Raw genomic sequence first — 13,951 nt, forward strand, 5'->3', positions numbered from 1 at the left:
GCCCGGGCCTTCGCTGATTTCCGCTGCCGGGATCTCCCACCGCACGTGGCTGATTCCTTCCCGGCCGCCGCTCTCGACGGCATAGCGTCGATCTCGTTTAAGGACGGACCTCCCGCCTCGCGGCGGCGCTCCGTCATTCCTTCCTTCACCTACGTCACGCAATGGCGCGCGACAGGAGCCAGAGGACATGCAGACCAAGCTGGACGAAGCAAAGGCCGAGCTGCTCGCACGGGCGGCCCGGGTAGCTGAGCACAGCCCGGCCGGGGGGCTACTTCCGACTGGGTCCGAGCAGGGAGAGCGTCCAGACCGGGACACGGTGCTCTCCTATCTCCAGCGCTACTACCTGCACACGGCGCCAGAGGACCTCCTGGACCGCGACCCGGTCGACGTGTTCGGAGCCGCGCTCTCGCACTACCGGCTCGCCGAGAACCGTCCGCAGGGCACCGCGAACGTCCGCGTGCACACCCCGACCGTCGAGGAAAACGGCTGGACCTCCAGCCACTCCGTCGTCGAGGTGGTCACCGACGACATGCCCTTCCTCGTGGACTCCGTGACGAACGAGCTGTCCCGCCAGGGACGCGGCATCCACGTCGTGATCCACCCGCAGGTCGTCGTCCGCCGTGACGTCACCGGCAAGCTGATCGAGATCCTCGGTCCCGACTGCGACGCGCACGGCCCCCGTACCGCGCGCCCCCACGACTCCCTCGTCGAGTCCTGGATCCACGTCGAGATGGACCGCGAGACCGACCGCGCCGACCTCAAGCAGATCACCGTCGACCTGCTGCGCGTCCTGTCCGACGTACGCGAGTCCGTCGAGGACTGGGAGAAGATGCGCGACTGCGCGCTGCGCATCGCCGACGGCCTGGCCGAGGAGCCCACCGCCCCCGACCTGCGCGAGTACGAGCTCGAAGAGGCGCGCGAGCTGCTGCGCTGGCTCGCCGACGACCACTTCACCTTCCTCGGCTACCGCGAGTACAACCTCGTCGACGGCGACTCCCTGGCCGCCGTGCCCGGCACCGGCCTCGGCATCCTGCGCTCCGACCCGCACCACAGCGGCAAGGACGACGGCCACCCCGTCTCGCCGTCCTTCAACCGGCTGCCGGCCGACGCCCGCGCCAAGGCCCGCGAGCACCGCCTGCTGGTGCTGACCAAGGCCAACAGCCGCTCCACCGTGCACCGCCCCTCGTACCTCGACTACGTGGGCGTCAAGAAGTTCGACGCCGACGGCAACGTCGTCGGCGAGCGCCGCTTCCTCGGCCTGTTCTCCTCCGCCGCGTACACCGAGTCGGTGCGCCGCGTCCCCGTCATCCGCCGCAAGGTCGTCGAGGTCCTCGAAGGCGCCGGCTTCGCGCCGCACAGCCACGACGGCCGGGACCTGCTGCAGATCCTGGAGACCTACCCGCGCGACGAGCTGTTCCAGACCCCGGTCGACCAGCTCCAGGCCATCGTCACCTCCGTCCTGTACCTCCAGGAGCGCCGCCGGCTGCGGCTGTACCTGCGCCAGGACGAGTACGGGCGCTACTACTCGGCCCTCGTCTACCTGCCCCGCGACCGCTTCACCACCGGCGTCCGGCTGCGGCTGATGGACATCCTGAAGGAGGAGCTCGGCGGCACCAGCGTCGACTTCACCGCCTGGAACACCGAGTCGATCCTCTCCCGCATCCACTTCGTGGTCCGCGTCCCGCAGGGCACCGAGCTGCCCGCGCTCACCGACTCCGACGTCGAGCGCCTGGAGACCCGCCTGGTCGAGGCCGCCCGTTCCTGGGCCGACGGCTTCCAGGAGGCGCTGATCGCCGAGTGCGGCGAGGAGCGCGCCGCCGAGCTGCTGCGCCGCTACGGCAGCTCCTTCCCCGAGGGCTACAAGGCGGACCACTCGCCGCGCGCCGCCGTCGCCGACCTGGTCCACCTGGAGCGCCTGGCCGCCAGCGACCGCCAGTTCGCGCTCTCGCTGTACGAGCCGGTCGGTGCGGGCCCCGGCGAGCGCCGGTTCAAGATCTTCCGCACCGGCGAGCAGGTCTCGCTCTCCGCGGTCCTGCCGGTGCTGCAGCGCCTCGGCGTCGAGGTCACCGACGAGCGCCCGTACGAGCTGCGCCGTTCCGACCGCGTCAGCGCGTGGATCTACGACTTCGGCCTGCGGATGCCGCTGCCCACGGGCGGCGGCGACGCCCCGGCCTCGTCCGGCTACCTCGGCGACGACGCCCGCGAGCGCTTCCAGGACGCCTTCGCGGCGGTCTGGCAGGGTGACGCGGAGAACGACAACTTCAACGCCCTGGTGCTGAGCGCCGGTCTGACCTGGCGCCAGGCCGTCGTCCTGCGCGCGTACGCCAAGTACCTGCGCCAGGCCGGCTCCACCTTCAGCCAGGACTACATGGAGGACACCCTCCGCAACAACGTCCACACCACCCGGCTGCTGGTCTCGCTCTTCGAGGCCCGGATGTCGCCCGGCCGCCAGGCCGCCGGCAGCGAGCTTGTGGACGCCATGCTGGAGGAGCTCGACGGGGCCCTGGACCAGGTCGCCTCGCTCGACGAGGACCGCATCCTGCGGGCCTTCCTCACCCTCATCAAGGCCACCCTGCGCACCAACTTCTTCCAGCTGAACGACGCGGGCGAGCAGCACGCGTACGTGTCGATGAAGTTCGACCCGCAGGCCATCCCCGAACTCCCGGCGCCGCGCCCGGCCTTCGAGATCTGGGTGTACTCCCCGCGCGTCGAGGGCGTCCACCTGCGCTTCGGCAAGGTCGCCCGAGGCGGTCTGCGCTGGTCCGACCGCCGCGAGGACTTCCGTACGGAGATCCTCGGCCTGGTCAAGGCGCAGATGGTCAAGAACACCGTCATCGTGCCGGTCGGCGCCAAGGGCGGCTTCGTCGCCAAGAACCTGCCGGACCCGTCGGTGGACCGCGACGCGTGGCTGGCCGAGGGCATCGCCGCGTACAAGATCTTCATCTCGGCGCTGCTCGACATCACCGACAACATGGTGGCCGGTGAGGTCGTACCGCCGAAGGGCGTGGTCCGCCACGACGAGGACGACACCTACCTCGTCGTCGCCGCCGACAAGGGCACCGCGACCTTCTCCGACATCGCCAACGGGGTCGCCGAGGCCTACGGCTTCTGGCTCGGTGACGCCTTCGCGTCGGGCGGCAGCGCCGGCTACGACCACAAGGGCATGGGCATCACCGCCCGCGGCGCGTGGGAGTCCGTCAAGCGGCACTTCCGCGAGCTCGGCCACGACACCCAGAGCCAGGACTTCACCGTCGTCGGCGTCGGTGACATGTCCGGCGACGTCTTCGGCAACGGCATGCTGCTCTCCGAGCACATCCGACTGGTCGCAGCATTCGACCACCGGCACATCTTCCTCGACCCGAACCCGGACGCGTCCAGCTCGTACGCCGAGCGCCGCCGGCTGTTCGAGCTGCCGCGCTCCTCGTGGGCCGACTACGACGCCTCGCTGATCTCGGCGGGCGGCGGCATCCACCCGCGTTCCGCGAAGGCGGTCCCGATCACCGCGCAGGTCCGCGCGGCCCTCGGCATCGAGGCGGGCGTCACCAAGATGACCCCGGCCGAGCTGATGCAGGCCATCCTGCGGTCCCCCGTGGACCTGCTGTGGAACGGCGGCATCGGTACGTACGTCAAGGCCACGGCCGAGACGCACGCGGACGTCGGTGACAAGGCCAACGACGCCATCCGCGTCAACGGCTCCGAGGTCCGCGCCAAGGTCATCGGCGAGGGCGGCAACCTGGGCCTGACCCAGCTCGGCCGGATCGAGTTCGCCCGCTACGGCGGCAAGGTCAACACCGACGCCATCGACAACAGCGCGGGCGTGGACACCTCCGACCACGAGGTGAACATCAAGATCCTGCTCAACGCGGTCGTCGCCGACGGGGACATGACCGTCAAGCAGCGCAACAAGCTGCTCGCCCAGATGACCGACGAGGTCGGCGCGCTGGTGCTGCGCAACAACTACGCGCAGAACACCGCGCTCGCCAACGCCGCGGCTCAGGCCCCGAGCCTGCTCCACGCCCAGCAGCGCTTCATGCGCCGCCTGGAGAGCGAGGGACTGCTCAACCGCGAGCTGGAGTTCCTGCCCACCGACCGGCAGATCCGCGAGCTGCTCAACGGCGGCAAGGGCCTGACCCAGCCGGAGCTGGCCGTCCTCTTCGCCTACACCAAGATCACGGTGGCGGAGGAGCTCATCCACACCGGGCTGCCGGACGACCCGTACCTGCGCCGCCTGCTCCAGGCGTACTTCCCGGTCGCCCTGCTCCAGAAGTTCCCGGAGCAGATCGACGCGCACGCGCTGCGCCGCGAGATCATCACCACGGTCCTGGTCAACGACACCGTCAACACCGGCGGTTCGACCTTCCTGCACCGCCTGCGCGAGGAGACGGGGGCCTCCACGGAGGAGATCGTCCGCGCGCAGCTCGCGGCCCGCGAGATCTTCGGCCTGGCCGAGGTGTGGGACGCCGTGGAGGCGCTCGACAACAAGGTCGCCGCCGACGTCCAGACCCGGGTGCGGCTGCACTCGCGGCGCCTGGTCGAGCGCGGTACCCGCTGGCTGCTGAACAACCGGCCGCAGCCGCTCCAGATCACCGAGACCATCGCCTTCTTCCAGGCGCGGGTGGGCCAGGTCTGGGACGAGGTGCCGAAGCTGGTGCGCGGCGCGGACCTGGAGTGGTACCAGTCGATCATGGACGAGCTGACCGGTGAGGGCGTGCCGGAGGAACTGGCGGCCAAGGTGGCCGGCTTCTCCTCCGCCTTCCCGACGCTCGACGTCGTCGCGATCGCGGACCGCCTCGGCGTGAACCCGCTGGACGTCGCCGAGGTGTACTACGACCTCGCCGACCGCCTCGACATCACCCAGCTGATGGACCGCATCATCGAACTGCCGCGGGCCGACCGCTGGCAGTCGATGGCCCGTGCGTCCATCCGCGAGGACCTGTTCGCGGCGCATGCTGCGCTGACCGCCGACGTGCTGTCGGTGGGCAACGGCAGCTCGACTCCCGAGGAGCGCTTCAAGGCGTGGGAGGAGAAGAACGCGGCGATCATCGGGCGGGCGCGGACGACTCTGGACGAGATCCGGGGGTCGGACGACTTCGACCTGGCGAACCTCTCGGTGGCGATGCGGACGATGCGGAGCCTGCTGCGCGTGCACAGCTGAGCCTTGGGTGCCTGAACGGGCCGGGCCTGGAACCTTTGGTGGTTCCGGGGCCGGCCCGTTGCCGTTGCCGTTACCGTCGGGTGTGCGGTGCGGCGCCGTTGCCGGGGGCGCTGCCCCCGGGCCCCCGCGCCTCAAACGCCGGCGGGGCTGTACTTGGCGTAGGCGTCGCAGACCTCGTCGGCCGGGCCGTCCATGCGGAGGGTGCCGGCTTCCAGCCAGAGTGCGCGGTCGCAGGTCTCGCGGACCGTGTTGATGCCGTGGCTGACGAGGAAGACGGTGCCGGCGCGCTCGCGGAGTTCCTCGATGCGGGCCTGGCTGCGGCGCTGGAAGGCCGCGTCTCCGGTGGCGAGGGCCTCGTCGATCATCAGGACGTCGTGGTCCTTGGCGGCCGCGATGGAGAAGCGCAGGCGGGCGCCCATGCCGGAGGAGTACGTACGCATCGGCAGGGAGATGAAGTCGCCCTTCTCGTTGATGCCGGAGAAGTCGACGATGTCCTGGTAGCGGTCCTTGATCTGCTCGCGGCCCATGCCCATGGCGAGGCCGCCGAGGACCACGTTGCGCTCGCCCGTCAGGTCGTTCATCAGGGCGGCGTTCACGCCGAGGAGCGAGGGCTGGCCGTGCGAGTAGACCGCGCCCCGGGCCACCGGCTGCAGTCCGGCGATGGCCTTGAGGAGGGTGGACTTCCCCGAGCCGTTGGAGCCGATGAGGCCGATGGCCTCGCCCTTGTACGCGGTGAAGCTGACGCCCTTGACCGCGTGCACCTCGCGGACGCCGGGGGTTGGCCCGCGGGAGAAGATCCGGCTGAGCGCGGCGGTGGCGCCGCCCTTGCGGGCCCCCGAGCCGTACACCTTGTAGATGACGTGGACCTCGTCGGCGATCACGGTGGGGACGCGGGTGCCGGTCTCGGTCTGCGGTGCGGTCTCAGCCACGGCCGTACTCCTCCTCTGCCTTCCAGAAGTAGACGAATCCGCCGACGCCGGCGAGCAGGGCCCAGCCGATGGCCATCGGCCAGACGTGGTGCGGGAGCGACTGCGCCCCGAAGCTGTCGATCAGCGCGAAGCGCATCAGGTCGATGTAGACGGCCGCCGGGTTGATCCGCAGCGCCGTCGACACCCAGTGGGGCAGGCCGGCGGTCTGGAGCAGGGTGCCGATGGACCACATGACGCCCGAGGAGTACATCCAGGTGCGCAGGACGAACGGCATCAGCTGGCTCACGTCCGGGCTCTTGCTGCCGATGCGGGCCATGACCAGGGCGCAGCCGGCGGCGAAGACGGCGGTGAGGAACAGGGTCGGGACGGCCAGCAGCCAGGACGCGCTCGGGGTCTGGCCGAAGGCCAGCAGCAGGATGACCAGGGCGCCCATGGTGACGAGCAGCTGCTGGAAGAGCTGCACGACGGTGGAGAGGGGCAGGCTCGCGCGGGGGAAGTGCAGGGCGCGGACCAGGCCGAGGTTGCTGTGGACGGCCCGGGTGCCGGCGTTGACGGAGCTGCCGATGAAGTCCCAGACGAAGACGCCGGTGATCAGGAAGGGCAGGTAGTCGGGCACGCCGTGGCTGGCGCGCATGACGATGCCGAAGATGAAGTAGTACACCGCCGCGTTGAGCAGCGGGGTCACCAGGTGCCAGACCTGGCCGAGCTTGGCGCTGCTGTACTGCGCCTGCATGCGGGCGGTCGCGTACGTGGTGACGAAGTGGCGGCGGCCCCAGAGCTGCGCGATGTAGCGGGGGAGGGTGGGGCGGGCGCCGCTGAGGGTCAGGCCGTGGGCGGCCGCCAGCTCGGCGGGGGTGGCAGGGGCCGGGGCCGACGGGGTCGGCGGGGTCTGCGGGGGTGCGGTCGCGGTGGTCACAAGAGGTCGCTTTCGCCGGGGTCGGGGCGTCTTGCTGCGCGTGGTGCGGTGGGGATAGGACGGGACGGGTCCGTATCGTCGTTACGGCGAGGTTAGGGCGTGAGGGCGTCGGAACGCAACCGTATCGTCGTGACGTAGGTGACGTTATGCTCGGCTCATGACTCCGGAGCCTGCCGCCCCCGCCCCTGCCCGCCGTGCCCCGGCCGGGGCCGCCGTCCTGCGCGAGGACGTGACCGAGGCGATCCGGGCGGCGGTGTTGGACGAGCTGGCCGCGGTCGGCTTCTCCCGGATGTCCATCGAGGGGATCGCCCGGCGGGCGGGAGTCGGCAAGACCGCGGTGTACCGGCGCTGGAAGTCGAAGCTGCACCTGGTGCTGGACCTCGTGGAGGTCTTCGCCGTGGACGGGCTGCCCGTGCCGGCTACGGGGTCGCTGTACGGGGACGTACGGGCCCTGCTGGAGGTCATGTCGCACGTGCTGCGGCACCCGGTGGCGTCGGCGGTGATTCCCGACCTGCTCGTGGAGGCGGCGCGGAATCCGGAGATCGCGGATGCGGTGCGGGGAGCGCTGCTCGAAGGGCAGCGGCGGCTGGCCGCCGGGATCGTCGGCGAGGCGGTCGCGCGGGGTGAACTGCCGGAGGGGGCCGATCCGGAGCGGGCGCTCGATCTGGCGATCGGGCCGTTGTACTGGCGGCAGGTGGTCGTGCGGGATGCCGTCCCGGCGGGTTACCTGGATGCACTGGGCCGGGCGGTGGTGGCGGGGCTGCGGGCCGTCTGAGCCGTGCCGCCGGGTGTGCCGGGGCGCCGCCCCGGGCCCCGCGCCTCAAACGCCGGCGGGGCTGGATTCGGGGCGCCGCCCCGGGCCCCGCGCCTCAAACGCCGGCGGGGCTGGAACGGTCGGCGGGCTGGATTGGGCTACGGCCAGCGTGCGGCCGGGCTCAGGTTGGCCAGGGGGAGGTCCGGTTGGGGGGTGGGGGCTGCCGGGGGGCAGGGGTGGCGGTCTGCCAGGGGGACGGCTGCGGGGAGGTCCTGGGACTGGCCCAGGAAGACGCGGCGGACCACCCGTTCCGCCGCGTTGCCGTCCTCGTACGGGCAGAAGCGCGCGCGGAAGGCCGCCCTCAGCTGCGCCGAGCGCGACCCCTGCCAGTGGCCCGTGGTGAAGATGTCCACCAGCTCGTCCTGGGTCCGGGCGATGGCGCCCGGCGGGCACGCCCGCAGGTCGAAGTAGGTGCCGCGGGCCGCCTCGTACGCCTCCCAGTCGTCGGCGTGGATCACGATCGGCCGGTCCAGCGCCGCGTAGTCGAACATCAGGGACGAGTAGTCGGTGACCAACGCGTCCGAGGCCAGGCACAGTTCCTCCACCGACGGGTGGGAGGAGACGTCGATCAGGCGGGGGTGGGTGTCCGCCTGCGGCGGCGCGTCCGCGTACGTGAGGTGGGTGCGGGAAAGGATCGTGAAGCGCGGCCCGAGGTCCCGCAGGACCCGCTCGAAGTCCAGGTGGTCCGGCCGGCTGCGCCGGTAGTCGCGGTGCGTGGGCGCGTACAGGATGACCGTCGAGCCCGCCGGGACGCCCAGGCGTTCGCGCAGCTCCAGGACCTCGGCCCGGGTGGCCCGGTGGAAGACGTCGTTGCGCGGGTAGCCGTATTCGAGGGTGGTGTAGGAGGACGGGACCGCCTTCTCCCAGACCAGGGTGGAATGGCGGTTCGCGGAGAGCAGGTAGTCCCACTGGTCGGCGCCGCGCAGCAGGCCCGCGAAATCCGTCGTCGGCGTGGCCGCCGGGTGGTCCTGGAGGTCGAGGCCGACGCGCTTGAGCGGGGTGCCGTGTTGCGTCTGGAGCAGGATCTGGCCCGGGCGCTTGACCAGGGCGCGGTCGAAGTTGACGTTCGTGACCAGGTACGAGGCCCTGGCCAGGGCCGTCCAGTACGCCGCCGAGCCCGGCCGCAGCGGCCTCGTCTCCGGGGGCAGGGTCGCGGCGTGCGCCGGGTCGCAGATCCACGCCGTCCGCATGCCCGGCGCGAGCTCGCGCAGTGTGGCCTCGATCGCCGCCGGGTTGCAGGCGTAACCGCCGTGCCAGTACGCGGAGAAGACGGCCAGGTCCCGGCGCAGGGGCAGCAGCCGCTGGAGGCGGTAGTGCAGGCGCAGCGCGGCCTCGCGTAGGCCCCGGACCAGTGAGGCGACCCCGTGGGCGGAGGCCAGTGCGCAGGAGCGCAGCACCGACAGCGCCCGGTAGGTGCGCCGCACCCCCAGCCGCATGAGGAGGTGGCGCACCCGGTCGGTCCGGGACGGCGACAGCGGCAGCCCGCCGGCGCGGCCGGGGCTGCGGTAGCGGCGCAGCAGGGCCGAGGCCCGCTTGAAGAACTCGGCCCGGCTGGCGCGCGGGAGGCGGCGCGGGTCGGCGTACAGGGCGCAGAAGTGCTCGGCCATCCGGCGGTGCACGGCGGGGCGCCAGCGCTCCAGCTCGGGGCGGCCGCCGAGGTAGCCGAAGACCCGGTCGTACTGGTCGAAGACGTCGAGGTGGCGGCGGCTGGAGGTGGTCAGGATCGAGCCGGTGCGGCGCTGGCGGTAGTGGACGCAGACCCGGTCGAGGACGGCGAGGGACTGCGCGGCCAGCAGCGCCGGATAGGTCCAGGGGGTGTCCTCGTAGAGGCCGGGCGGGAAGGAGAGGCCCTCGCGCTCCACGTACTCGCGGCGGTAGGCCTTGTTCCACACCACCATCAGCATGGCGAGCAGCGCCGGGCGGTCGGCGAGCCGGAAACTGGCGGGCCCCTCCTCGGACAGCCGGTGCGAGAGGCGGTTGCGGACCAGTTCGCCCGTCCAGTAGGTGCGCGCGTAGTCGTAGACCAGGACGTCGGGGGAGCCGGTGGCCTTCAGCCGGTCGGTGATGGCCTGGAGGGCGCCGGGGGCGAGGGTGTCGTCGCCGTCGAGGAAGACCAGGTAGTCGCCGGTGGCCCGGGCCAGGCCCGCGTTGCGGGCCGGGCCCAGGCCCAGGTTGTGCGCCAGGTGCACGGCGGTCACCCGGGGGTCGCGCGCCGCGTACTCGTCGATGATCGAGCCGCAGGCGTCCGGGGAGGCGTCGTCGACCGCGATCAGTTCCAGGTCCGTGTACGACTGCGTCAGGACCGAGTCCAGACTTTCCTGGAGGTACGCCTGGACCTTGTACGCGGGCACGATGACGCTGAACCGGGGCACGGCACATCCAGGGGTCGGCGCGGGCATATGGCCCAGGAACCCCCGGCGTGGTGTTCGGGTTACGCAGCGTGCGGCAATCGGGTTACGCAGCGTCAACCTCGCACGTCGGCGCGGGCCGGAGCGTTATTTGACCGCGCCCGCCATCACCCCCGTGACGAACTGCCGCTGGAAGGCGAAGAAGACGACGAGCGGCACCACCATCGACAGGAACGCGCCGGGCGCCAGCACGTCGATGTTGTTGCCGAACTGCCGTACCTGCTGCTGGAGCGCGACCGTGATGGGCGGGTTGGCGGAGTCGGCGAAGACCAGCGCCACGAGCATGTCGTTCCACACCCACAGGAACTGGAAGATGCCGAGCGACGCGATCGCCGGACCGCCCAGCGGCAGCACCACCCGCGCGAACAGCCGCAGTTCACCCGCCCCGTCGAGACGGGCCGCCTCCAGCAGCTCGCGCGGGATCTCCGCGAAGAAGTTGCGCAGCAGGAACACGGCGAAGGGCAGCCCGAAGGCGGTGTGGAAGATCACCACGCCCGCGGTGGTCTCGAACAGCCCGATGGAGCCGAAGAGTTGGGAGACGGGGATCAGCGCCACCTGCACGGGGACGACGAGCAGCCCGACGACGAGGAGGAAGAGCCAGTCCCGGCCGGGGAACTCCAGCCAGGCGAAGGCGTATCCGGCGAAGGCGCCCAGGACCAGCACGAGCAGGGTGGCCGGTGCCGCGATCGCGAAGGTGTTCAGGAGGGAGCCGGTGATCGTGTCGTTGGCCAGCAGCCGCTCGTAGTTGTCGCCCGTCAGGCGTGACGGTGCGCTCAGCACCTGCCACCAGCCGCCCTCGTTGAGGGCCGTGGGGGACAGGAACGAGGAGATCAGCAGGCCCAGGGTGGGCAGCAGCCAGAACAGCGCGGCCAGCACCAGGAACACCCGTAGCGCCCCACCCGCCGCCCGTGCGGCCAGCCTGCCGGCCGTCCCCCCGGTGCTGCTCATCGGAGTCATCGGCGTCCCTCCTTGCGGAGCCTGCGGATGTTCACGAGCATCACCGGGACCACCAGCACCAGCAGCAGCACGGCGATGGCACTGCCCAGCCCCGGATCGGCGTCCGTCCCGAAGGAGGTCCGGTACAGCTGGAGCGCCAGCACGTTCGCGTCGTCCTGGACCGCGCCCGGCGCGATCACGAAGACCAGGTCGAAGATCTTCATGACGTTGATGACGAGGGTGACGAGCACGACGGCCAGCACGGGCGCCAGCAGCGGGATCGTGATCCTGCGGAACACCTGCCACTCGTTCGCCCCGTCCACCCGCGCCGCCTCCAGCAGCTCACGCGGTACGGCGGCCAGCCCGGCCCCGATCAGCACCATCGCGAAACCGGCCCACATCCATACGTACGCCCCGATGACCGCGGGCGTGACGAGCGTCGGGCCGAGCCACTGCACGCCCCCGTACGCCTCCCGGAAGTTCGAGGCGGGCAGCCGCAGCACGGCCCCGTCCGCCTTCGCCGACAAGGTGAAGGTGCCGTCGGCGCGGGCCGTCGCCGTGTCGACCACCTTGCCGTCCTTGACCGCCTCGATCCGCATCCCGGAGAACCCCGTCTCCGCGGGGTCGACCGCGTTGGTCGCGCCGCCCCCGCCCCGGGTGAAGTCCTGCCAGACGGTGCCGGTGACCTTCCCCGGCTCGGGGGCCGCGGCCGCGGCGGTACGGGTCCCGTCCGGCAGGGCCTCCGGGGCCACCCCGACCAGCGGCAGCAGCACGGCCGCACCCGCCCGTACGGGCTCGCGGGTCACGAAGGCGCCGCCGGCGGCCGGCACCAGCGGGGAGTCCCGGCCCGGGCGGGCCTTGGGGAAGGCCGAGGACTCCGCGAAGGTGTCGTGGACCCCCACCCAGACCGCGTTCGCGACGCCCCGGTCGGGATCGTGGTCGTAGACGAGCCGGAAGATGATGCCCGCCGCCAGCATCGAGATCGCCATCGGCATGAAGACGAGCAGCTTGAACGCGGTGCCCCAGCGCACCCGTTCGGTGAGCACCGCGAAGATCAGGCCCAGTGCGGTGGCCGTGGTCGGGGCGAGCACCACCCACACCGCCGTGTTCTTCAGGGCGGTGCGGATCGTGTCGTCGTGCAGGATCTCGCGGTAGTTGCCGGCCCCGACGAAGGTGCCGCCGGAGCGGTCGAAGAAGCTGCGGTAGACCGAATAGCCGATGGGGTGCACGACGAGTGCGCCGAGCAGCACGAGGGCCGGGAGGAGGAACGCCGCCGCGATCAGGCGGCGGCGCCGCACCTCCTGGGAGGTGGCCGCCACCGGGATCAGTTCCCGTACGCCTTGGCCGCGTCCGCCTCCAGCCTCGCCTGGGTGCCCGCCACGTCCGACGGGTTCGCCAGGAAGTCCTGCAGCGTCTTCCACTCGCCCGCGCCCGGGGTCCCGCCGAAGGCCGCAGGGGCCTGGTCGGACATGTCGAAGCGGAAGTCGTCGCCCGCCGCGATCAGCGCCTTGGCGATGCCGCGCTGGATGTCGTTCGGGTAGGCCGCCGGGTCGACCGCCTTGTTCGGGGAGACGAAGCCGCCCTCGCGGGCCTGGATCTCCGCGGCGTCCGCCGAGGCCAGGAAGGTCAGCAGGGCCTGCGCGCCCTTCGACGGCTTCAGCGCGACCGCCACGTCACCGCCCGACACGACCGGCGCCTTCTGGCCGACCGCGGGGAAGGGGAAGACGAGGGCGTCCTCGCCCACCTTGGCCTCGGTCTGCGCGATGTTCACCGCCACGAAGTCGCCCTCGAAGACCATCGCGGCCGCCGGCCGGTCACCGCCGGTGAAGGTCTGCGTGACCGACTTGGGGAACTCGGTGGACAGCGCCCCGCTCGGCCCGCCCGCGAGGAAGTCCTTGCGCCCGAAGAGCTCGCCCAGGGTGGTCAGGGCCTGCTTGACGCTGTCGTCCGTCCACTTGAGCTGGTGCTTGGCCAGCTGGTCGTACTTCTCCGGGCCCGCCTGGGAGAGGTAGACGTTCTCGAACCAGTCGGTCAGGGTCCAGCCGTCCGCGCCCGCCACCGAGACGGCCGGGGTACCGGACGCGGACAGCGTGTCGGCCGCCGTGATCAGCTCCTTCCAGGTCGTCGGGGGTTTGACGCCCGCCGCCTCGAAGGCCTTCGCGTTGTACCAGATCAGCGACTTGTTGGCGGCCTTGTAGTAGACCCCGTACTGGGTGCCGTCGACCGCGCCGAGCTTCTTCCAGCCCGCCGAGTAGTTCGCGTCGAGCTGGGCCTGGGCCTCCTCGCCCACCGGCTGCGCCCACTTGTTCTGCACCGCCGAGACCAGCGCGCCGACCTGCGGCAGCAGCGCCACGTCCGGCGGGGCGCCGCCCGCGATCTTCGAGCCGAGGAAGGTGACGATCGGGTCCTGGGCCGGTACGAAGGTGACGGTGGCCCCCGTCCGCTTCTCGAACTCCTTCAGGACCTTGGTGAAGTTCTCCTGCTCCGGGCCCGTCCAGACGGCGGCGACCTGAAGCTTCTCGCCGGGCAGCTTCGGTAACTGCACGCTCTGCTTCGGCTCGGCCGAACCGCCCTGCGGCGGCTCCGCCTTCTGGTCCGCATCGCCTCCGCACGCGCAGAGCGCGAGCGCGCCCGCCGCGGCGAGCGCCGTCCAGGTGAGTGTCGTACGGCCCGTTCCGTGCTTGCGCATGGTTCTGCCCCCGATGCCCGTGGTGTGTCCCGGACCACAAGGTCTACGCCGACGTGCGCGGCCCCGCAATACCGCGTCGGCCCCCTGCGCCCAAGAACCACTCT

General features: G+C 71.5%; 8 protein-coding genes. 2 read left to right on the forward strand and 6 right to left on the reverse strand.

The window, feature by feature from the left end:
• Positions 1-187: 187 nt before the first annotated feature.
• On the forward strand, positions 188-5,155 hold the full coding sequence (locus tag AC07DU_RS29040) for an NAD-glutamate dehydrogenase (protein ID WP_479035849.1): 4,968 nt from the start codon (positions 188-190) through the stop codon (positions 5,153-5,155).
• A 131-nt stretch (positions 5,156-5,286) separates the two neighbouring features.
• Here AC07DU_RS29040 and AC07DU_RS29045 read toward each other — a convergent pair whose 3' ends face one another.
• Both AC07DU_RS29045 and AC07DU_RS29050 read right to left on the reverse strand, forming a co-directional pair.
• Positions 5,287-6,084 carry an ABC transporter ATP-binding protein gene (locus tag AC07DU_RS29045; protein WP_479114654.1) on the reverse strand — a complete coding sequence of 266 codons (798 nt, stop codon included), beginning with the start codon at positions 6,082-6,084 and terminating at the stop codon, positions 5,287-5,289.
• Entirely contained in the window at positions 6,077-7,000 is a 924-nt protein-coding gene (locus tag AC07DU_RS29050; RefSeq protein ID WP_360899777.1) for an ABC transporter permease, read from the reverse strand. The genes AC07DU_RS29045 and AC07DU_RS29050 overlap by 8 nt, the downstream gene beginning before the upstream one ends.
• Before the next feature lie 157 nt (positions 7,001-7,157).
• On the opposite strand from AC07DU_RS29050, the gene AC07DU_RS29055 reads away from it, so the two are divergent.
• Entirely contained in the window at positions 7,158-7,775 is a 618-nt protein-coding gene (locus tag AC07DU_RS29055) for a TetR/AcrR family transcriptional regulator (protein WP_479114656.1), read from the forward strand.
• Positions 7,776-7,912: 137 nt separating this feature from the next.
• Here AC07DU_RS29055 and AC07DU_RS29060 read toward each other — a convergent pair whose 3' ends face one another.
• The 4 genes from AC07DU_RS29060 to AC07DU_RS29075 form a co-directional block, all read right to left on the reverse strand.
• Positions 7,913-10,186 (reverse strand): bifunctional glycosyltransferase/CDP-glycerol:glycerophosphate glycerophosphotransferase, encoded by a 2,274-nt coding sequence (locus AC07DU_RS29060; RefSeq protein ID WP_479114658.1) that lies wholly within the window; start codon positions 10,184-10,186, stop codon positions 7,913-7,915.
• 123 nt (positions 10,187-10,309) lie between these two features.
• Entirely contained in the window at positions 10,310-11,179 is an 870-nt protein-coding gene (locus AC07DU_RS29065) for a carbohydrate ABC transporter permease (RefSeq protein ID WP_479114660.1), read from the reverse strand.
• Entirely contained in the window at positions 11,176-12,477 is a 1,302-nt protein-coding gene (locus tag AC07DU_RS29070; protein WP_479035831.1) for a carbohydrate ABC transporter permease, read from the reverse strand. The genes AC07DU_RS29065 and AC07DU_RS29070 overlap by 4 nt, the downstream gene beginning before the upstream one ends.
• 5 nt (positions 12,478-12,482) lie before the next feature.
• On the reverse strand, positions 12,483-13,847 hold the full coding sequence (locus tag AC07DU_RS29075; protein WP_453375094.1) for an ABC transporter substrate-binding protein: 1,365 nt from the start codon (positions 13,845-13,847) through the stop codon (positions 12,483-12,485).
• Positions 13,848-13,951: the final 104 nt, after the last annotated feature.

Source organism: Streptomyces sp. NPDC045695 (genome assembly GCF_056432025.1).

Bases quoted from the DNA above. Each gene is read 5' to 3' on its own strand.
- AC07DU_RS29040 (WP_479035849.1), top strand. From the start codon at position 188: ATGCAGACCAAGCTGGACGAAGCAAAGGCCGAGCTGCTCGCACGGGCG.
- AC07DU_RS29055 (WP_479114656.1), top strand. From the start codon at position 7,158: ATGACTCCGGAGCCTGCCGCCCCCGCCCCTGCCCGCCGTGCCCCGGCC.
- AC07DU_RS29065 (WP_479114660.1), bottom strand. From the start codon at position 11,179: ATGACTCCGATGAGCAGCACCGGGGGGACGGCCGGCAGGCTGGCCGCA.
- AC07DU_RS29075 (WP_453375094.1), bottom strand. From the start codon at position 13,847: ATGCGCAAGCACGGAACGGGCCGTACGACACTCACCTGGACGGCGCTC.